The sequence below is a fragment of the Bradyrhizobium tunisiense genome, assembly GCF_042263385.1.
Lineage (GTDB): Bacteria > Pseudomonadota > Alphaproteobacteria > Rhizobiales > Xanthobacteraceae > Bradyrhizobium > Bradyrhizobium tunisiense.
On sequence record NZ_JBHLEV010000005.1, the window covers coordinates 138054 to 158352 of the forward strand.

The following is a 20299-nucleotide window of genomic DNA, read 5'->3' on the forward strand; positions in this document are numbered from 1 at the left end:
GGAGGCGAATGGTCAAGTGCCCATTCACATTATTGACAGGCGCCTGAATCCAGGCGGCAAGAGTCTTGAGAACCGCCAGCGGTTCTTGCGTCGGGCCAAGTCCCTGGTGCAGGGCGCCGTCAAGAAGACCTCGCAGGAACGCGACATCAAGGACGTCCTGGAGGGGGGCGAAGTCACGATCCCCCTCGACGGCATGCACGAGCCGCGCTTCCGCCGCGAGGGCGGAACGCGCGACATGGTGTTGCCCGGCAACAAGAAGTTCATCGAGGGCGACTACCTCCAGCGCTCCGGCCAGGGCAGCGCCAAGGATTCAGGCCCGGGCGAAGGCGACAGCGAGGACGCTTTCCGTTTCGTGCTCAGCCGTGACGAGTTCGTCGATCTCTTCCTCGACGATCTCGAGCTGCCGGATCTCGCCAAGCGCAAGATCGCGCAGACCGAGAGCGAGGGCATCCAGCGCGCCGGCTACACGACCTCGGGCTCGCCCGCCAACATCTCGGTGAGCCGGACGGTGAAGCTGGCGCTGGCCCGCCGCATCGCGCTCAAGCGTCCCCGCAAGGAGGAGGTTGAAGAGCTGGAGGCCGCGATCGCCGCATGCACCGACGAGGACGAGCGTTTGGAGCTGCTCGACCAGCTCGAAAAGCTGAAGGCGAAGACCAAGCGCATTCCCTTCATCGATCCGCTCGACATCCGCTACCGCCGCTTCGAGACGGTGCCTCGGCCGGTGGCGCAGGCGGTGATGTTCTGCCTGATGGACGTCTCGGGCTCGATGTCCGAGCACATGAAGGATCTCGCCAAACGATTCTACATGCTGCTCTACGTGTTCCTGAAGCGCCGCTACAAGCATGTCGAGATCGTCTTCATCCGCCACACCGACCGCGCCGAGGAGGTCGACGAGCAGACCTTCTTCTACGGGCCGGCCTCGGGCGGCACGCTCGTCTCCAGCGCGCTGCAGGCGATGCACGAGATCGTGCGCGAGCGCTTCAACCCGTCGGACTGGAACATCTATGCCGCGCAGGCCTCCGACGGCGACAATTCCTATTCCGACGGCGAGCTCACCGGCATGCTGTTGACCGACAAGATCCTGCCGGTCTGCCAGTTCTTCGCCTATCTCGAGGTCGGGGAATCCGGCGGCAGCGCGTTCGATCTCTCCGATTCCTCGCTCTGGACTCTCTATGAGCGTCTGCGCAACAGCGGCGCACCGCTCTCGATGCGCAAGGTCTCGGAACGCAGCGAGATCTTTCCGGTGTTCCACGATTTGTTTCAGCGTCGCGAGACTGCCCAGGAGAAAGCCGCTCCATGACGGAACGATTGTTCGAAGGCGCGGATTGGGATTTCCACACCTTGCAGCGCATCACCGATGCCTGCGAGGAGGTGGCGCTGAAGGATCTCGGGCTCGACGTCTATCCGAACCAGATCGAGGTCATCACCGCCGAGCAGATGCTGGACGCCTATTCGTCGGTCGGCATGCCGCTGTTCTACAAGCACTGGTCGTTCGGCAAGCATTTTGCGTACCACGAGGCGTCCTATCGCAAGGGCCTGATGGGGCTCGCCTACGAGATCGTCATCAACTCCTCGCCCTGCATCTCCTACCTGATGGAGGAGAACACGGCGACGATGCAGACGCTGGTGATCGCCCACGCCGCCTTCGGCCATAACCACTTCTTCAAGAACAATTATCTGTTCAAGCAGTGGACCGATGCCGACGGCATCCTGGATTATCTCGATTTCGCCAAGAACTACGTCATGCAATGCGAGGAGCGTTACGGCCGCGTCGAGGTCGAGCGCACGCTGGATGCCGCGCATGCGCTGATGTCGCACGGCATCGACCGCTATCCCGGCAAGAAGAAGCTCGATCTGCGCGCCGAGGAAAAGCGGGCAGGGCGCCGCCGTCAGCATGAGGAAGAGGTCTTCAACGATCTCTGGCGCACCGTGCCGGCCGGCAAGAGCAAGACCCGCTCTGCGCTCAGCATCGAGCGCCGCCGCAAGCTGCTCGGCCTGCCGCAGGAGAATTTGCTCTACTTCCTGGAGAAGAGCGCGCCGCGTCTGGCGCCGTGGCAGCGTGAGCTGCTCCGCATCGTCCGCCACATTGCGCAATATTTTTACCCGCAGAGCCAGACCAAGGTGATGAACGAGGGGACGGCGACCTACGTCCACTATCGCATCATGACCAAGCTGCACCAGCAGGGCCGCATCACCGACGGAAACTTCCTGGAGTTCCTGGGATCGCACACCAACGTTGTGTTCCAGCCCGAATTCGACGACCCGCGCTTCTCCGGCTTCAATCCCTATGCGCTCGGTTTTGCCGTGATGCAGGACATCGAGCGCATCGTTACCCGTCCGGAGGACGAGGATCGCGAATGGTTTCCTGATATCGCCGGCAAGAACGACGTCATGGGCGTGCTGCGCGACGTCTGGGCCAACTACCGCGATGAAAGCTTCATCGCGCAGTTCCTGAGCCCGAAGCTGATGCGGCACTTCCGCATGTTCCACCTGCATGACGATCCCGAAGAGCGCGCCGGTATCCGGGTCGATGCCATTCATGACGAGCGCGGCTTCCGCCGCGTTCGCCGCGAGCTGGCGCGGCAGCATGATGTCGGCTACATCGACGCCAACATCGAGGTGGTCGACGTCGATCTCTCCGGCGATCGCCGGTTGATCCTGCACCACCACGTCATCAAGGGCTCGCAGCTCAACGAGACCGACGCCAAGCGGGTGCTGCAGCATCTCGCCGACCTCTGGACCTACGACGTCGCGCTGATCGAGGTCGACGCCAACGACAAGGTCCTGCGCGAATACGTCGTGAGCCCGCGCCCGATTGCGGCGGCGGTGGCTTGAGGCGGCCGGCCACGCGGAGAGATGCGCATTGACGTGCCCTCGCCCCTTGTGGGAGAGGGCAGCGGCGCCGGCAGATACAAGCTCACTTGGGTGAGGGGTATCTCTCCGCACCCTCAGTGCCGATAGATACCCCCCATCCGGCGCTTCGCGCCAACGTCTCCCACAAGGGGAAAAGGAAGGCGCTCGTGGCGCGACGGCTGTTCTACGCCGGCCGCTTCTTCGCCGGCTTCTTGCTCGCATTCAGCTCCACCGCCGCACGGATCAGCGCCTTCAACGCCTTCGCGTCGATCTTGTCGCCTTCGCGAATATCGATCGCACGGCGCACGTTTCCGTCGAGGCTGGAGTTGAACAGGCGCGCCGGATCCTCCAGGGCCGCGCCCTTGGCAAAGGTCATCTTCACCACTTCCTTGTAGGTCTCGCCGGTGCAGATGATGCCGTCATGCTCCCATACGGGAACGCCGCGCCATTTCCACGCCTCGACCACGTCGGGATCGGCCTGCTTGATCAGGTCGCGGATCCGCCCCAGCATCTCGCCGCGCCAATCGCCGAGCTCCCTGATCCTGCCGTCGATCAGTTTCGAGGCTGACGCTGCGCCTGTTTCCTTCGCGCTGCTCTTCTTCGCCGCCGCCTTCTTCACGAGCCTGCCTCACCGTGCGCGCCGCCACGCCGGCCGAGATAAGGCAGCGCGAACAGATAGAGCCCCGTCGCGAGCAACGGAATGAGCGGGACGAGTGCCAGGAAGCCGATCCACACGGCCTGGACCTGCACGGTCATCGCCACGATGTTGGCGATGACCGCGATCGTGAAAGCCATCGACAGCCAGCGATGAATCTGCCGAACCCACATATGCGTGCTCACTAGGGACCTCCGTTGATATTGATCGGAATGGAAGCGGATGGAGCTAGTCGGCCCGCGCGAGCAGTTCGTCCAGCTTGTTGAAGAACTGCTTCCAGCCGGCGTGCGCGCCGCCATAGGCCTGCTTCTGCGTCGGGCCGAAGCCCGCCTGCTCCACGCGCAAATGCGTGCCTGCGCTCGTCGGTGTCAGCGTGAAGGTCACGACGCTTTTGAGGTCGAAGGCGGAATCCTCATGCGAGAAATTCCATGTATAGGCGAGGCTCTTCTGCGGCTCGATGGTGAGTACCTCGCAGTCCAGCACGCCGCCCCATTCGCCGTGCAGGTTGAAACGATGACCGACTGACGGCTTGAAGTCGTTCTTCATCAGCCATTCCTCGATCAGATGCGGCTGCGTCAGCGCGCGCCAGAGCCGCTCGGGCGGAAAGGCAAATTCTCGCTCGACGACCACGGAGCGCGTCTCGTTTGAGGGTTCAGTCATTGGTCCATCCTCTTCAGGAGATCGTCGAGTGCGTCGAGCCGCCTTTGCCAGAAGCCGGCCATCTGGCTGGTCCAGTCGTTCAGCGGATCGAGCGCGCCGGGCAGCGCGCTGTAATGGGTCTGCCGTCCTTCATGGCGGTCACGTACGAGGCCGGCCTGCTTCAGCGCGCCGAGATGCTTGGAGACCGCGGGCTGGGAAACGCCCGATCGCGCCGTCAGTGCCCCGACCGTCTGCTCGCCCTCGCGACAAAGCCGCTCGAAGATCGCCCGCCTCGTGGGGTCGGCGAGCGTTCTGAACAGGAGATCGGGGGCGGGAGACATGGAGATCCATAACCAGGAAGTTATGGATAAATTCATAACTGTGGAGTTATGGGTGAGTCAAGTCCGAACGAGGGAAAGGATCATACCGCGCGCAGCTCGCCCCGCCGCCATGGGCGAGGAGCCCTTGCGGCGAAGCAATCCGGACTGGCTCGGCGGTGGGATCTTGGATCGCTTTGCCGCGCTCGCATGACGGGGAGATACGGGTGCCCCGAGCACACTGCTACGGTCGCAAGTACAAATACCCTTGGGACTGCAACTCCGCGATGCGGACCACGCCGCCTTGCTCCGCGCTCACGAAGCCGGGCAACAGATCAGTCAGCGTGACGTTCTGCACCTTCATCGTGTTGCCGCAAGCGGCGAGCTCGACGCCGCCTTTGGAAAAGTCGCCGATGCGCCTGGTGACATCGGGGTTGGCCTGCGCCCAGTGAAATGCCTTCAGCGCCGGCCCGTGGATGACAAGCGCGATCGTGACATGCTCGGGGCCGCCGACCCCGTCGAAGTGGTTCTGGATGTTGCCGAGCACGAAATTGACCTTCTCGGCGTCGCTGAGATGGTAGACCACCTTGAGCTTGTTGCCCGCGCCGGCTTCCGTGGCCGCTTGCGCACGCGAGACGCCAAAGGCCGCGCCCAAAGCCGAGACGGCACTCCACAGGATGTTTCGGCGGTTCATGGCGATCTCCTTTCGACTGGACGCCGAACAGATATCACTTCGAGCGCAGCGCGGCGAGTTCCTTGCGGTCCGTCACCAGCGAGGCGCACTCGCTGTTGTCGGCGCGGTCGAGCCGGAAGATCTTGTCGTCGGCGCCGGCCGTCAGCGAATGCTCGGCCTCGTCGTCCGGCTTGTTGTTCTGCCAGACCCTGACGCGTTCGAGCCGCACGATCGCCGACTTGTCGTCCTTCGACAGTGCAACGCCGATGCCGCCGCCGTCGCAGTCGACGCCGCAGCCGAGGCGCACTTCGCTACCGCCCTTGGTGAACACGGCGTGGTTACACGAGCCGCTGGAATCGAAATCGCCGGAGCGATGACGATATCGGAAGCCGAGGCGGAAGGAATGGTGCAGCTCCTTGTCCTCCTTGTCGAATTCCGCGGAGATCAGCAGCTTCATCGCGGCAACCTTCTGCTTCGGATGCCGCGCCAGATGCTCGGCATCGTAGCGGCGGACGAAGCAGGCATAGGCCTTGTTGTCGGGCGCGCCCGCATACATGCGCGTGTTGAAGGTCTCGGTTTCGGCCTTGCTGGCCTCGCGGATGTCGTCGCCTTCCTCGGCCGCGGCGGCGCTGGTCAGCGCAGCGAAAATGAAGGCGAAGATGGAGAGCTTCATGACGGCCTCGAGCGCGCGGCAATTTCGATCGCAGCAGGACAGAGTTGCTGTCTGTTAGACGCAGGCGCGGTGCCCCTCGTTCAATTGTCCCAGATCGCTCCTGCCGCCATCGCGATGCCGACTCGGAGCAGTTTTCAGGTCCAGCCTTAGTCACAGGCGGGATCAAGAAGGTTCAAGCGGTGGAGCGCCTTCATTCCTCGGAACCCGATGCCGCCCGTTGCTCTGACATTGTCTCGGTTCGTCAATGTGGTAGCCTTCACAGACGACAGCCTTTGGCAGTCGTAGGCTGGGGCTGCCTTGTCAGTATGTGGAGTCCCCCGCAATGGGCGAAATTCGCAACTTCAAATCCGGCAATCAGGATGGGCCGCCTCCACACGGTCCTATGCCTCGTCGTCTCGCTGCGATCATTGTCGGTGACATCGCTTCCTACAGCCGCATGATGCAGGCAGATGAGGAGGGGACGCATGCCCGCGTCAAGCGGATCGAGCGGGATCTCATTCAGCCCAGCATCGTCGAGCACCATGGTGCTCTGGTGAAGACAACGGGTGATGGTTTCATTGCCATTTTCGATAGTCCGGTCGAGGCCGTTCGGTGCAGCATCGTCATCCAGCAGAACCTGATCGGCCGCAACGCCTCGCTTCCGAAGCATTCGCGGCTCGAATACCGGATTGGCGTCAATCTCGGCGACGTGATCGTGGAGCCGGACGATGTCTACGGCGACGGCGTCAACATCGCGACACGTATTGAGGGAATTGCCGAGCCGGGCCAAGTCTATATCTCAGGCGCGATCTACGAGCAGATCAAGCACAAGGTGGTATGCGGCTATGAGTCGCTCGGCGACCGCAAAGTCAAGAACATCACTGATCCTGTTCGCGTCTATCGCGTGCTGCCGGACGCGGATGCCGTTGGCAATACCAGGGGCCGGCGTGAGAACACGCTGATCTTTCTGCTGGCCATTACAGTGATGATGATGGCCGCAGGCGTGCTCTGGTATTTGCTGGCGCAGCCCGGCAGGATCGGAGAGCAGGCAGCCGTGCCGGCCCCCCCTCCTGCCACTTCTCCTGCCGCTTCACCAAGCCCGCAACCGCTGCCAAGCGAGGCGGCGACGCAGACCCCGCAACCGTCTCCGTCATTGGCTTCGTCGCCTTCGCCGGCGCCCAGCCCATCGGCGGTGCCACTTCGCGAACCCGAGATGATCGCCATTCGCGGCGGCAGTTTCGCGATGGGAAGCAATGACGATCCGACCGAGCGACCTGTCCATCAGGTCACGATCAAGCCGTTCTCGATCGGAAAATATCCGGTCATCGTGCGGGAATGGAACGAATGTGCCGCTGCAAAGGGGTGCGGATTCACGGCAACCGGCAAGGACGATGCCCCCGTCAGCAATGTGAGCTGGGCCGACGCGCAGCAATATGTCGTCTGGCTCGCGCAGGCGGCCAAGAAGCCTTACCGTCTTCCGACCGAAGCCGAATGGGAATATGCAGCGCGCGGCGGAACGCAGAGCAAGTACTGGTGGGGCGACAAGCTCCAACCGGGCATGGCCGGATGCAAGGATTGCGGTGATCTCGCGGCCGAGCAGCCGGCCAAGGTCGGCAGCTTCAAGCCTAATCCATTCGGACTCTATGACATGGGCGGCGGCATCGACCAGTGGGTCGAGGACTGCTGGCATAGGACCTATCAGGGGGCGCCGAGCGACGGCTCGGCGTGGCGCAGCGCTGACTGCAGCGCTCATGTCCTGCGGTCGGGCTCCTGGAAGAACGATTCGAGATATGTGCGGCCGTCAAACCGCGGTGGATACGACACCAATGTCCGTTACCCCACGCACGGATTCCGCATTGCGCTTAGTCCGTAATACTGGAGTCAATTTGATGAAGGTCATTTTCTGGATCGCGCTGGCGGCCGCACTTGCATTGCTTCCGGACGCGGCCTACTCGCAAGGCAAATCCGCCCCCAAGGACGCCAAGCTCTATTTCATTACGCCGTATGACGGCCAGAAGGTCCGTGGTGGATTTTGGGTCCGGTTCGGCCTGCGCAACATGGGCGTGACGCATGCTGGTGATGACTACCACAATGCGGGCCATCATCATCTGTTGATCGATGTGAAAGATCCCATCGATGCCAAGGAGCCGATTCCGCAGGACAAGTCCCATCTGCATTTCGGAGCAGGACAGACCGAAACGTTCCTCGAGCTTCCGCCCGGTGCGCACACGCTGCAACTAGTGCTTGGCGACGCCAAGCACTATCCGTTCGAACCACCCATCGTGTCGGAGAAGATCACGATCCGCGTCAGGCCGCCGGCGTCGGCGGGAAGATGATCACCGCAGGCTGGCGTTGATCTTGTCCAGCACCGCCGAGCCCGGGCAAAGCGTGTCCGCTTCCAGCGAATTGAGCGGGGTTTCCACCGTGTTGAGGTGCTCGTGCATATCTTCCGCGTCGGGATCGACATAGAGCAGTCCGGTGACGATCTGGCCTTTGGCGGCGTGCCTCTGCAGGAAGGTCATCGCGCCCAGCCGGTCATGCGGATCGTAATCGGCGTCGATCTTGCGCAGCGCGATCTTGCTGCCGTCGTGCTGCTCGACCATCTGCACCGTGCCCGGCGCGTAGTCCACCGCGATCGGGTCGCGACCGACCAGCACATCGAGCCGGTTCACGGCGTCGTTGTGCTCGCGGACATAATCAAAACTCTTGGTCGAGCCGGCGTGGTTGTTGAAGGCGATGCAGGGGCTGATGACGTCGATGAAGGACGCGCCCTTGTGTCGGATCGCGGCCGCGATCAGCGGCACCAGCTGGGTCTTGTCGCCGGAGAACGAGCGCGCGACGAAGGTAGCGCCGAGTTGCAGCGCGATGGCGACGAGGTCGATGGCGTTGTCGGTATTGGTGACGCCCTTCTTGCTCTTCGAGCCGCGGTCGGCTGTCGCGGAGAACTGGCCCTTGGTCAGGCCGTAGACGCCGTTGTTCTCTACGATATAGGTCATGTTGACGCCGCGCCGGATCGAATGCGCGAACTGGCCGAAGCCGATCGAGGCGGAATCGCCGTCGCCTGAGACGCCGAGATAGATCAGATCGCGATTGGCGAGATTGGCGCCTGTCAGCACGCTGGGCATTCGGCCGTGCACGGAGTTGAAGCCGTGCGAATTGCCGAGAAAATAGTCCGGCGTCTTCGACGAGCAGCCGATGCCGGAAATCTTCGCCACCCGGTGCGGCTCGATCGAGAGCTCGTAGCAGGCCTCGATGATCGAGGCCGTGATCGAATCATGGCCGCAGCCGGCGCACAAGGTCGAGATCTTGCCCTCGTAGTCGCGATGGGTGTAGCCGAGCTCGTTCTTCTTCAGACCGGGATGGTGAAATTTGGGCTTTGCGATGTAGGTCATGACATGGCCTTGCGGAGCGGGGTCACCTTGAGGTGATCCTGGTGGTCACCAATGGCTTTTGCGATGAACCGGGCGGTGATCGGCGAGCCGTCATAATGCACGATCGGCACGAGCCGCACCGGGTCGATACCGTTCTCGTTGACGATGAGCTGGCGGAGCTGGCTGTCGCGGTTCTGCTCGACCACGTAGACGAAGTCGTGCTCGGCAAGGAAGCTCGCCACGCTCGAATGAAACGGGAAGGCGCGGATGCGCAGGCGGTCGAGCTGATGTCCGCGCGCTTCCAACAAGCCAATTGCCTCGTCCATCGCCGGCGAGGTCGAGCCGAAATAGATCACGCCATATTTGGTCGGCCGTTCGGCATTGGCCTGCAGCGGTCGCGGCACCATGTCCTGCGCGGTCTCGAACTTGCGCATCAGGCGCTGCATGTTGTCGGCGTAGACCGAGCCTTCCTCGGAGTAGCGCGCATAGCGGTCGCGCGACGTGCCGCGGGTAAAATAGGAGCCCTTGGTCGGGTGCGTGCCGGGGTAGGTGCGGTAGGGAATGCCGTCGCCGTCGACGTCGAGATAGCGGCCGAAGTCGCGGCCCTCGTCCAGCATCTCCGCGGTCATCACCTTGCCGCGGTCATACTGCTTGGCATCGTCCCACTTGAGCGGGCGACAGAGCCGGTGGTTCATGCCGATGTCGAGGTCGAGCATCAGGAATATCGTGGTCTGCAGCCGCTCGGCGAGATCGAAGGCGGCGGCCGCGAACTCGAAGGCCTCGGCGGGATCTTCGGGGAACAGCAGCACATGCTTGGTGTCGCCGTGCGAGGCATAGGCGCAGGCGATGATGTCGCATTGCTGGGTGCGGGTCGGCATGCCCGTCGAGGGGCCGGCGCGCTGGATGTTCATGATCACGGCCGGGATCTCGGCGAAGTATGAGAGGCCGATGAACTCGGTCATCAGGGAGATGCCGGGACCGGAGGTCGCGGTGAAGGCGCGGGCACCGTTCCAGGACGCACCGATGACGATGCCGATCGAGGCCAGTTCATCCTCGCCCTGCACGATGGCGTATTTGGCTTTGCCTGTCTCAGGATCGTGCCGGTACTTCTTGCAATGCGCCGTGAAGGCTTCGGCCACCGACGAGGACGGCGTGATCGGATACCAGGCGCAGACGGTGGCGCCGCCATAAACTGCGCCGAGCGCGGCGGCGCTGTTGCCCTCGATGAAGATGCGGTCGCCGACCTTGTCGGACTTCTTCACCCGCAACCCGATCGGGCACTTCAAGTTCTGCAGCGCCCAGTCGCGGCCGAGATGCAGCGCATGGACATTGGAGGAGAGCAGCTTCTCCTTGCCCTTGTACTGCTCGCCGATCAGCTGCTCGATCAGCTTCGGGTCCATGTCGAGCAGCGCACTGAGCGCGCCCAGATAGATGATGTTCTTGAACAGCTGGCGCTGGCGCGGATCGGTGTAGGTCGAATTGGTGATGGCGGTTAAGGGGACGCCGATCACGGTGATGTCGTCGCGGAATTTCGTCGACGGCATCGGCTTGGTGGAATCGTAGAACAGGTAGCCGCCGGGCTCGATGCCGGCGACGTCCTTGTCCCAGGTCTGCGGGTTCATCGCGACCATCATGTCGACCCCGCCGCGGGCGCCGAGATGACCGTCTTCGGTGACCCGCACCTCGTACCAGGTCGGCAGGCCCTGGATGTTGGAGGGGAAGATGTTGCGCGGGGACACGGGCACGCCGTGACGCAGGATCGCGCGTGCGAACATCTCGTTGGCGCTGGCCGAGCCCGAGCCGTTGACGTTGGCGAAACGGACGACGAAGTCGTTTACGCTGCTGATCGGCTTTTTGTCGGACATGCTGAGCCTGCGTGAGTCATCTCGATGAAATATTTCTGCATGTCCCAGGCGCCGGTGGGACAACGCTCGGCGCACAGCCCGCAATGCAGGCAGACGTCCTCGTCCTTGACCATGACGCGCCCGGTCTTCAGATCGGAGGAGACGTAGAGGTCCTGGTCCGGATGCGGCGAGGGCGCCTTCAGGCGTTGGCGCAGGTCGCTTTCCTCGCCATTGGCCGTGAAGGTGATGCAATCCATCGGGCAGATATCGACGCAAGCATCGCACTCGATGCAGAGCGAGGTGGAGAACACGGTCTGCACGTCGCAGTTCAGGCAGCGATGCGCCTCGCCGAGCGCGAGCTTGACGTCGTAGCCGAGCTCGACCTCGGTGCGGATGTCCTTCAGCGCGACGACCTTATCGCGATGCGGAACCTTGTAACGCTTGTCGATGGAGATGTCGTTGTCATAGCTCCATTCATGAATGCCCATCTTCTGCGATGAGATCTGCACCTCAGGCAGCGGACGCTCGGTGATGTCATCGCCCGACAGCATCTTGTGGATCGACAGCGCGGCGTCGTGGCCGTGCGCCACTGCCCAGATGATGTTCTTCGGGCCGAACGCGGCGTCGCCGCCGAAGAACACTTTTGGATTGGTCGAGACGAATGTCTTGGGATCGACCTTGGGCATGTGCCATTTGTCGAATTCGATGCCGCAATCCTGCTCGATCCAGGGGAAGGCGTTCTCCTGGCCGACCGCGACCAGCACGTCGTCGCATTCGATGGTCTGGTCCGGCTCACCCGAGGGAACGAGGTTGCGGCGCCCCTTGGCATCGTATTCGGCCTTCACCTTCTGGAAGGTGATGCCGGTGAGCTTGCCGTTGTCGTGGACGAAGGCGACAGGGACCATGAAATTGAGGATCGGAATATCCTCGTGGAGCGCATCCTCCTTCTCCCAGGGCGAGGCCTTCATCTCCTCGAAGCCCGAGCGGACGACGACCTTCACCTCTTCGCCGCCGAGACGACGCGCGGTGCGGCAGCAATCCATCGCGGTGTTGCCGCCGCCGAGCACGATCACGCGCTTGCCGATCTTGTCGACATGGCCGAACGAGACCGACGCCAGCCATTCGATGCCGATATGGATGTTGCTGGCCGCCTCTTTCCGGCCGGGAATGTCGAGCTCGCGGCCGCGCGGGGCGCCGGAGCCGACGAAGATCGCGTCGTATTTCTCCGCGAGCAGCGCCTTCATGCTCTCGATGCGGTGGCCGCCCTTGAAGTCCACGCCGAGACCCAGGATGTAGCCGGTCTCCTCGTCGATCACCGAATTGGGCAGACGGAATTTCGGGATCTGCGTGCGCATCATGCCGCCGGCTTCGGGATCGCCGTCGAACACGGTGCAGTGATAGCCGAGCGGCGCCAGATCGCGCGCCACCGTCAGCGAGGCCGGCCCACCGCCGACGAAGGCGACGCGCTTGCCGTTCTTCGGCAAGGGCTTCGGCAGGCGTTGCTTGATGTCGTCCTTGAAATCGGCGGCGACGCGCTTCAGCCGGCAGATCGCGACGGGGGTTTCCTCGACGCGTCCGCGGCGGCACGCCGGCTCGCAGGGACGATCGCAAGTGCGTCCCAGAATGCCGGGAAACACGTTCGATTTCCAATTGATCATGTTGGCGTCGCTATAGCGGCCTTGTGCGATCAGTCGGATGTATTCGGGAACCGGGGTGTGCGCAGGACAGGCCCATTGGCAATCGACCACTTTGTGAAAGTAGTCGGGGGCCGCAATATCGGTCGGTTTCATTCCTACCCTGTCCGCGCAGGCTCAAAGACCCCGCGGCCTTTTTTTGTGAGCATGGCGAGCGCTTAGCGCGCTTCGATCTGGTTTCTGAATGACGTCATTGGGTTAGCTTATTAGAACGGCTCCGAAGTACAACGGCAAATTTGCGCGCGTCCCCTCTTTCATAGGAGCCACGCGCGCACAGCATTAACGCCGCGCGTCATCTCGCGTGCAATGCAGCATGTTGCAATGCGTCCGAACGCTAGCCGCGCGCGATATCGCTCTTCGCCAGATCCCACATCAGGCAGTACGTGCCGACGGAAATCGGAGGCGGCAGCGGCGCCGCCGCCGGACCGGTGAAGCGCTCGGCGATGACGGCCGAGACAGCGCCGACCCGCGTGCCGTCGATCAGCACGAACCAGTCGCGCGCGCCTTCATTGCGCACCGCTGGAATGCCGGCCGTCGCACCCGACAATTCGGGCTCGCTCTCCAGCAGATGCATCGAGATGATGCCGTCGCGCGTTTCGGGTCTCAGTCTGTCTTGCAGTGCATCACGCAAGGACGCCGCGTTGTCGGGTGTCGGCCGCAGCCGCACCATGCCGAGCGCAGCACCCCGTCCGGTGCCGTTGCTGATGGTGATGCGCGCGACGACGCGCAGCATGTCCTTGAAGCGCGCCATGCTGCGCCGCGACCAGTCGGTCTGGTTGGCGAGCCGCGCCCGATATGCGGGACTGTCGAGCACGTCGAGCGTCGCGGTCGAGTACAGCGAGAGATACTTGGGATTGGCGGCATGCGCGACATAGCGCCGCGCTTCCAGGAATCCGTCGATCGCGACGCGCTCTTCCAGATGCTCACGATCGTACCAGCGGTTGAAATCGGCCTCGTCGGCTGCGTCGACATTCATCGACGTCAGCAGCATGCCTTTCCCGGCGAGCGGCATTGTTCTTGTCCTTCCCAGTCCATCCCCTCATGGTGAGGAGGCGCGACAGCGCCATCTCGAACCATGAAGGCCCGTCGCAACATCTCGGCCCTTCACCCTTGGAGACGCGCTTGTCGCGCGTTCCTCAGGATGAAGGGACAGAGTCTATCGCACGGCTTTCGATGCGAGGTCGGCGATCGACTTCATCACCGCGTCCCTCACGCCGGCATCATAGAGCGAATGTCCGGCTCCTTCCACGATGCGAAGCTCGGAACCGGGCCATACTTTCGTTAGGGCCTGCGATGTCTCGGGAGGACACAACAGATCGTAGCGGCCCTGGATGATGATGCCGGGAATCCCTTCGAGCCGGCCCGCGTTCCGCAACAACTGGTCTTCGCTCATGAAGGAGTTGTTGATGAAGTAATGCGCCTCCATGAACGGCGTCGCGGGCAGCGTGCGCCAGACGTTCAGCGAGGTGAGGTCCAGCCGCGTCTTGGCGGGCTTGTGCTCGGACAAGGCGCGCTCGGTGTCATGCCAGGCGCGCGCCGCGGGACCGTGCACGGCCGGATCGGCATCGAGGATGCGGCGCCAATAGGCCTCCACGGGTCGCGCTTGCTCCTCCCTTGGCAGCACCGTCAGAAAGTCCTCGTAGAGCGCGGGATAGAATTGCGGCAGGCGCACCGTGAAGCCCGTTTCCACCTCGGCTCGCGTGCCCAGGAACGTCGCGCGGAGCGCAATGCCGGAGACGCGCTCGGGATGCGCTTCTGCGTACGCCAGCGCCAGCGTCGCGCCCCAGGAGCCGCCGACCACCATCCAGCGTGAGATGCCGAACTTCTCGCGGATTGTCTCCATGTCCGCGATCAGATGCGCCGTGGTGTTGTGCTCGCGCGAACCCTTGGGCCGGCTGCGGCCGCAGCCGCGCTGGTCGAACAGCACCGCATGCATACGCTCGGGATCAAAAAGCCGGCGATGGTCGGGCTGGCAGCCGCTGCCGGGGCCGCCGTGCAGATAGATCGCGGGGATGCCGTCGCTGCGGCCGACGCTCTCGACGTAGAGCTCATGACCGTCGCCGACGTCGAGCATGTCGGAGGTCAGCGGCGCAAAGGGATCGGCACGCCTCGCCGCTTCTTTGGCGGCTGTACCTGCGTCGGCGTCAGGCGCCATTCTCGGATTCCAGGGTGCCGCCGGCGAAGTTGCGATAGAGAAAGCGGCTGGTCTCGCCCTCGGCTTCGCGCTCCGCCTGCTTGAAGATGGTCTCGTGCAGCGGCGACAGCGCGCAGGCCGGATCCGTGTTGGCCGCGTCGCCCGTCAGCGCAAAGGCCTGGCAGCGGCAGCCGCCGAAATCGATCTCGCGGAATTCGCAGGACTTGCACGGCTCCTTCATCCAGCCTGTGCCGCGATAGCGGTTGAAGGCCTCGGAGTTCTGCCAGATCCAGGCGATCGAATGGTTGGAGCGCACCGATTCGAATTCGAGCCCGGTGATGCTCTCGGCGGCGTGGCAGGGCAGCACCTTGCCGGCGGGCGAGATGTTGAAGAACTGCCGGCCCCAGCCGCCCATGCATTTCTTCGGCCGCAACGCATAGTAATCGGGAACGACGTAGTCGATCGTCAGCCGGCCCTTGAGCCGCTCGCGCGCCTCCTCGACGATTTCGGTGCACTCATCCAGTTGCGCCACCGTCGGCATCAGCGCGGCGCGGTTCTTCAGCGCCCAGCCGTAATATTGCACATTGGCGACCTCGAGCCGGTCGGCGTCGAGATCGACCGACATCTGAATGATGTCAGGAAGCTGGTGCAAATTCTGCCGGTGCATCACCGCATTCACGGTGAGCGGCAAGTCGAGCTCGCGCGTCCACTTCGCGACTTCAAGCTTCTTGCGATGGCCGCCTTTGTAGCCGGCGACACGGTCGGCGAGACCTTCCTCGATGCCCTGGAAAGAGATCTGCACATGGCACAGCCCGGCATCCGCAAGATCGCCCAGCCGCTCGCGCGTCAGCAGCACGGCCGAGGTGATGAGGTTGGTGTAGAGCCCGACGTCGCTGGCATGCTTGACCAGCTCGACCAGGTCCTTGCGCGCCGTCGGCTCGCCGCCGGAGAAATGCACCTGGAGCACGCCGATCTCGGCGAGCTCGCTCAGGACCTTCTTCCACTCGTCCGTCGTCAGCTCCTTGCCGGAGCGGTCGAGCTCGACGGGATTGGAGCAATAGGGGCATTGCAGCGGGCAGCGGTGGGTGATCTCGAGCAGCACCGCGAGCGGAATGCCGAAGGTCTCCGCTGTCGAGCGCTGCTTCTCCAGCACCGCGAGGCTGTCGCTGGGTGGGATGGTCACGTCGCTCATGACGTCTTCTCCCTGATCTCGGTGAGAAAGCCCTTGTCGGCGAGATCCTGCAGCATGACGATGACGTCGGCCAGGATCGCCTCGCGTGGCGCTGCGTATTTCGCAGCCAAGTGATCGGACACGTCGCCGACACTGCGCTTGCCGTCGCAGAGTTGCAAGACCTCGACCGCGATCTCGTCCGGCGCCAGCACCCGCTCCGGCGCCAGGATCACCCAGACTTTCCGGGTCTCGTCATATTTCAGCTTGGCATGCCGCGGCAGCACGGGGCGGCTTGCCTCGCTGACGCTGATGTTCCGCGGCCCGGCCATCGCTGTTCCCTCAACCCGCTTTGGGCACGAACGCGCCCGGCGGAATGTGGCCCTCGACATAGGCGTGCTGGAGCGCGTCGAGCTGCACCCACAAGACGTTGGTCTTGAAGATCAGCGCGTTGCAGACCTGCGCGCGCTGCTCCGGCGTCGTGGCATGCGCCTTGACATAATCGAGCGCGAAATTGGCGTCGCGCGGCGCCTGGGTCAGGCGGCGCTTGAAATAGCTCATGATGTCGGGGTTGACGAAATCGTAGTGCTCCAGCATGCCGGCGATGCGCTCTTCATGCAAATTCGGCGCGAACAATTCGGTGAGCGAGGAGGCGATCGCCTCCAGCGGACTCTTCTCGCGGCAATAGTGCACGTACGCTTCCACCGCGAAGCGCGTTGCCGGCAAGATGCCTTCCGTCGATTCCACATAGGCCGTGTCGAGGCCGAGGCCCTCGGTCAGTTTCAGCCAGCGCTCGATCCCGCCCTCGCTGCCGACATCGCCGTCGTGGTCCTCGATGCGATGGCGCCATTCCACGCGCGTGGCGCGGTCGCGGAAGCGCGAGATCACCACCGCGTCCTTGATCGGAATCGTGCTCTGGTAATAATAGCGGTTGAGCGCCCAGGCCTGCACCTGGCCCTTGTTCAGCTTGCCGCCGTGCAGGAGCTTATGGAACGGATGCAGGCTGTGATACCGCGTCGCCCCGATATGGCGCAGCGTCGCCTCGAGCTCCTCGGCGCTGGCGAGCCGGATGTCCTTGCCGATCGAGAGCGCTGTCATTCCCGTCATTGAAGCCGCATTCACAGCACAATCTCCGTTCCGTCCGCCGGTATCTGCCAACCCGCCTGTTCAGCGGCTTTCCGCTCGCTTGAGCCGGGCAGCAGCGCCGGGTTCGAGTTATTGATATGCAGAAAGATCTTCCTGTCGAGTGTGAGGTCGGCCAGCCGGGCAATGGCGCCGTCCTCACCGGACATGGCGACATGGCCCATGCTCTTGCCGGTCTTGTGGCCGAGCCCGGCCCTGATCATCTCGTCGTCCTGCCACACCGTGCCGTCGAAGAACACCAGGGAAGCGCCGTCGATCTCGGCCTTGAGCGCGTCGGTCACCTCGGCGCAGGCCGCGATGAAGTAGAAGCACTTGCCGGTCGCCTTGTCGGTGATCTTCAGCCCCAGCGTATCGCCGTCGCCGCTCTCGCCGCCGGGATGCGTCTTGCCTTCCAGATACCAGGCCGACTTGCCTGAGACGGCGAAGGGCAGCACTTCCAGCCCGGAGCGCGCACCATCGGGCAGGCGCGGCTCGAACGGCTCGCCGATAGCCATCGGCTCACGCCGCACGTGCTTCTCGTTCAGCACGTTGAAGATGCTGTTGCTGGCAAGGATCGCCAGCACCTTCTCATGCGCATAGATCGTGAATGGCGAGCTCTCGCGCATCGACAGCAGGCCTGCCACCGCATCCACTTCGCTGTTGGTCAGGATCACGCCCGCAATCGGCGTATGGCGTAGCGCCCCGGCCTTGGGGTGCAGTTGCGGCGTGGCATTCAGTTGCTGGCGCAGATCGGGGGACGCGTTGATCAGGAACCAATGCTCGCCGTCGCCGCTGAAGGCGACCGAGGCCTGGGTTCTCTGAAGCTCTGGGCCGTTTTCACGGGCCGCCCGGCAGCCCTCGCAGCCGCAATTCCATTGCGGCACTCCGCCGCCGGCTGCGGCGCCCAGGACGACGACGCGAAGCATGATCCGTCTCCTGGAGGCAACGTCGCCAGGTGGATCTCAGGACGACACGATTCTAGTCTTCCGGAAACTGATCGTGACCGAAAGTACGTGGGCCGAAAGATCCACCTGCGCAGAACGCAAACTCACCAGCCGCTTACTTGCGGGTGGCGCTCACATACATGTTGATCTCCATGCCGCAGGGCACTTCGACGATCTTCGGGGCTTTCCAGGCCATTTTGGCACTCCATTTTCGCGAATTCGGACGTATCCGCCCAGCCGTTAAGTTAGTGCGCGCGGAGAACTTCGCCAGTGAAATTTTCCCGAGAACGGCCATGCTGCGCCGCGAAAAAGATCCCTTGGAACGTCACTTCTGGTGCGCTGCCTTGCGTCCGGCGCATTCGGTCGCGAACCCTGTCCTGATAAAGCAGTTGTGAGTGCAGTGCAGCTTTCAATCCGGTACAGGCGCCCCAAACTGGATCCTCGTGATGCCCAAATATTTTTTCAACACCCGCATCGGCGACGAACTGATCGTGGATCCCGAAGGGGAGGACCTGCGCAACCCCGATCGCGCCTGGGAGGTTGCCCGCCAGATGATCCTGGAGGTAGTGAAGTCCGAGGGCGCCCAGCGGGCCTTGCTGGACGCCGTGATCGAGGTCACCGACGTCGAAGGCGAGATCGTGCTGGAGTTCCCCTTCACCGAGGCCCTGTTGGACATCCCCGACCCGTCCGCAACGCGGCACTAGGAGCAAGGCTCGCCCCGGCGCCCGCCTCTTCCTCCGGGAGAGGTGAACGTCCCTTCGCCCCTGCGAAATCCGCATGGCTTTGCCGCGTTCCCGGCGCTAAAAGACGCCGGTCATACGGAGCAAGCCATGCAAGATCTCTGGCGCCTGTCGGCCGCCGACCTCGCCACCCTCGTCAAGTCCAGAAAGGTCTCCGCCAGGGAGGCCGCCCAAGCCGGTCTCGCCCGCCTGGACGCCGTCAATCCTCAGCTCAATGCGGTGATCGACCACCGCCCGGACGACGTGCTCAAGCAGGCCGACGCCGTCGATGCCGCCATCGCCAGGGGTGAGGACCCCGGCGTGCTCGCCGGCGTGCCCGTCACCATCAAGGCCAATGTCGACCAGGAGGGCTTTGCCACCACCAACGGCCTGAAGCTCCAGCGCGACCTGATCGCGCGCGAAGACAACCCGGTGGTCGCCAACTTCCGCAAAGCCGGGGCCATCCTGCTCGGCCGCACCAATTGCCCGGCCTTCTCCTATCGCTGGTTCACCACCAATCTGGTCCATGGCGACACCAAGAACCCGCGCGACGCCTCGCTGACGCCGGGCGGTTCCTCCGGCGGCGCGGGCTCAGCGGTCGCGGCCGGCATCGGCCACATCGCCCACGGCACCGACATCGCCGGCTCGATCCGCTATCCCGCCTATGCCTGCGGCGTGCATGGTCTGCGCCCGACTCTCGGCCGCATCCCGGCCTTCAATCCGGCGCTGCCGGAGCGCCCGATCGGGCCGCAGATCATGGCGGTCTCGGGGCCGCTGGCGCGCACGGTCAACGACATCAGGATTTCGCTCGAAGCCATGTCGGCCCGCGACATCCGCGACCCCTGGTTCGTGCCGGTGCCGCTGCAAGGCCCCGCACGGGACAAGCGCGCCGCGCTCTGCCTCAATCCGGGCGGGCTTGCCACCACGCCGGAGGTAAAGGCGGCGGTGAGTGATGCCGGCAAGCGGCTGGAGCGTGCCGGCTGGACCGTCGATGTCATCGAGGACACGCCGCCGATGCGCGAAGCGGTGGAGTGGCAGATCAAGCTCTGGCTCGGCGACGGCTATGAGGCGCAGCTCGAGATGGCCGAGCGCGAGGGCGATCCCGGCGCGCTCGCGTGCCTGCGCGGCAACCGCGGCAGGGTTACGCCGATGGACCAGGCGAACTACGCGAAGGCGTTGACCCGGCGCGCCACGCTGACGCGCGAGTGGATGCTGTTCTTCGAACGATATGCGGTGCTGCTGACGCCGGTCTCCGGCGAGCTGCCGTTCCCGGATCATCTCGACCGCAAGGACGACGAGTCGTTCAAGCGGGTCTGGGAAGCGCAGCTGCCGCAGATCGCAATTCCCTTCATGGGATTGCCCGGCCTCGTGGTGTCCACCGGTCTGGTCGGCAAGGCGCCCGTTGGCGTGCATATCGTCTCCGGCCGCTATCGCGAGGATCTGTGCCTGCTCGCGGGCGAGGCGATCGAGGCGGGCGGCGTGCCGCCGTCGCCGATCGATCCCGTGGGCTAGTG

22 protein-coding genes are annotated in these 20299 nt (G+C 63.7%); 6 read left to right on the forward strand and 16 right to left on the reverse strand.

Annotation, left to right across the window (positions count from 1 at the left end):
- Positions 1–22: 22 nt before the first annotated feature.
- Positions 23–1300, forward strand: coding sequence for a YeaH/YhbH family protein (locus ACFDR6_RS23320; protein WP_212089112.1), 1278 nt, complete (start codon positions 23–25; stop codon positions 1298–1300).
- On the forward strand, positions 1297–2835 hold the full coding sequence (locus tag ACFDR6_RS23325) for a SpoVR family protein (RefSeq protein ID WP_212088730.1): 1539 nt from the start codon (positions 1297–1299) through the stop codon (positions 2833–2835). Before ACFDR6_RS23320 ends, ACFDR6_RS23325 begins: the two co-directional genes overlap by 4 nt.
- Before the next feature lie 202 nt (positions 2836–3037).
- On the opposite strand, the gene ACFDR6_RS23330 is transcribed toward ACFDR6_RS23325, so the two are convergent.
- From ACFDR6_RS23330 to ACFDR6_RS23355, 6 genes are all read right to left on the reverse strand, one after another.
- Positions 3038–3472: a DUF1801 domain-containing protein gene (locus ACFDR6_RS23330; RefSeq protein ID WP_375859635.1), complete on the reverse strand. Its 435-nt coding sequence runs from the start codon at positions 3470–3472 to the stop codon at positions 3038–3040.
- On the reverse strand, positions 3469–3693 hold the full coding sequence (locus ACFDR6_RS23335; protein WP_375859636.1) for a hypothetical protein: 225 nt from the start codon (positions 3691–3693) through the stop codon (positions 3469–3471). The genes ACFDR6_RS23330 and ACFDR6_RS23335 overlap by 4 nt, the downstream gene beginning before the upstream one ends.
- Before the next feature lie 43 nt (positions 3694–3736).
- On the reverse strand, positions 3737–4168 hold the full coding sequence (locus ACFDR6_RS23340; RefSeq protein WP_375859637.1) for an SRPBCC family protein: 432 nt from the start codon (positions 4166–4168) through the stop codon (positions 3737–3739).
- Entirely contained in the window at positions 4165–4488 is a 324-nt protein-coding gene (locus ACFDR6_RS23345) for an ArsR/SmtB family transcription factor (RefSeq protein ID WP_375859638.1), read from the reverse strand. Before ACFDR6_RS23345 ends, ACFDR6_RS23340 begins: the two co-directional genes overlap by 4 nt.
- Before the next feature lie 220 nt (positions 4489–4708).
- A complete protein-coding gene (locus ACFDR6_RS23350; RefSeq protein WP_212088739.1) occupies positions 4709–5158 on the reverse strand; it encodes a DsrE family protein in 450 nt (149 codons plus the stop codon).
- A 34-nt stretch (positions 5159–5192) separates the two neighbouring features.
- A complete protein-coding gene (locus ACFDR6_RS23355; RefSeq protein ID WP_375859639.1) occupies positions 5193–5810 on the reverse strand; it encodes a hypothetical protein in 618 nt (205 codons plus the stop codon).
- 322 nt (positions 5811–6132) lie between these two features.
- On the opposite strand from ACFDR6_RS23355, the gene ACFDR6_RS23360 reads away from it, so the two are divergent.
- Both ACFDR6_RS23360 and ACFDR6_RS23365 read left to right on the forward strand, forming a co-directional pair.
- The gene (locus tag ACFDR6_RS23360; protein ID WP_317240909.1) at positions 6133–7662 is read left to right on the forward strand and encodes an SUMF1/EgtB/PvdO family nonheme iron enzyme; all 1530 of its coding nucleotides are present in this window, start codon (positions 6133–6135) and stop codon (positions 7660–7662) included.
- 16 nt (positions 7663–7678) lie between these two features.
- Complete coding sequence (locus ACFDR6_RS23365; RefSeq protein WP_375859814.1) at positions 7679–8125, forward strand: DUF4399 domain-containing protein; 447 nt, start codon at positions 7679–7681, stop codon at positions 8123–8125.
- Here ACFDR6_RS23365 and ACFDR6_RS23370 read toward each other — a convergent pair whose 3' ends face one another.
- From ACFDR6_RS23370 to pqqA, 10 genes are all read right to left on the reverse strand, one after another.
- Positions 8126–9181 carry a 2-oxoacid:ferredoxin oxidoreductase subunit beta gene (locus ACFDR6_RS23370; protein WP_212088748.1) on the reverse strand — a complete coding sequence of 352 codons (1056 nt, stop codon included), beginning with the start codon at positions 9179–9181 and terminating at the stop codon, positions 8126–8128.
- Positions 9178–11025, reverse strand: coding sequence for a 2-oxoacid:acceptor oxidoreductase subunit alpha (locus ACFDR6_RS23375; RefSeq protein ID WP_375859640.1), 1848 nt, complete (start codon positions 11023–11025; stop codon positions 9178–9180). The genes ACFDR6_RS23370 and ACFDR6_RS23375 overlap by 4 nt, the downstream gene beginning before the upstream one ends.
- Entirely contained in the window at positions 10995–12794 is a 1800-nt protein-coding gene (locus ACFDR6_RS23380; RefSeq protein WP_375859641.1) for an FAD-dependent oxidoreductase, read from the reverse strand. The genes ACFDR6_RS23375 and ACFDR6_RS23380 overlap by 31 nt, the downstream gene beginning before the upstream one ends.
- Before the next feature lie 238 nt (positions 12795–13032).
- Complete coding sequence (locus ACFDR6_RS23385; protein WP_212088759.1) at positions 13033–13710, reverse strand: DUF4286 family protein; 678 nt, start codon at positions 13708–13710, stop codon at positions 13033–13035.
- 144 nt (positions 13711–13854) lie between these two features.
- A complete protein-coding gene (gene pip, locus ACFDR6_RS23390; RefSeq protein WP_212088761.1) occupies positions 13855–14853 on the reverse strand; it encodes a prolyl aminopeptidase in 999 nt (332 codons plus the stop codon).
- Positions 14843–16024, reverse strand: a complete 1182-nt coding sequence (gene pqqE / locus ACFDR6_RS23395; protein WP_212088763.1) for a pyrroloquinoline quinone biosynthesis protein PqqE — start codon at positions 16022–16024, stop codon at positions 14843–14845. Before pqqE ends, pip begins: the two co-directional genes overlap by 11 nt.
- Positions 16021–16332, reverse strand: a complete 312-nt coding sequence (gene pqqD / locus ACFDR6_RS23400) for a pyrroloquinoline quinone biosynthesis peptide chaperone PqqD (protein ID WP_212088765.1) — start codon at positions 16330–16332, stop codon at positions 16021–16023. The genes pqqE and pqqD overlap by 4 nt, the downstream gene beginning before the upstream one ends.
- A gap of 10 nt (positions 16333–16342) precedes the next feature.
- On the reverse strand, positions 16343–17098 hold the full coding sequence (gene pqqC / locus ACFDR6_RS23405; RefSeq protein ID WP_375859815.1) for a pyrroloquinoline-quinone synthase PqqC: 756 nt from the start codon (positions 17096–17098) through the stop codon (positions 16343–16345).
- A gap of 20 nt (positions 17099–17118) precedes the next feature.
- Positions 17119–18048: a pyrroloquinoline quinone biosynthesis protein PqqB gene (gene pqqB / locus ACFDR6_RS23410; protein WP_212088769.1), complete on the reverse strand. Its 930-nt coding sequence runs from the start codon at positions 18046–18048 to the stop codon at positions 17119–17121.
- A gap of 133 nt (positions 18049–18181) precedes the next feature.
- The gene (gene pqqA, locus ACFDR6_RS23415) at positions 18182–18262 is read right to left on the reverse strand and encodes a pyrroloquinoline quinone precursor peptide PqqA (protein WP_007595659.1); all 81 of its coding nucleotides are present in this window, start codon (positions 18260–18262) and stop codon (positions 18182–18184) included.
- A gap of 250 nt (positions 18263–18512) precedes the next feature.
- On the opposite strand from pqqA, the gene ACFDR6_RS23420 reads away from it, so the two are divergent.
- A complete protein-coding gene (locus ACFDR6_RS23420) occupies positions 18513–18770 on the forward strand; it encodes a DUF6894 family protein (RefSeq protein ID WP_212088771.1) in 258 nt (85 codons plus the stop codon).
- A gap of 126 nt (positions 18771–18896) precedes the next feature.
- Positions 18897–20297 (forward strand): amidase family protein, encoded by a 1401-nt coding sequence (locus ACFDR6_RS23425; protein ID WP_375859642.1) that lies wholly within the window; start codon positions 18897–18899, stop codon positions 20295–20297.
- The last annotated feature ends 2 nt before the right edge of the window (positions 20298–20299 follow it).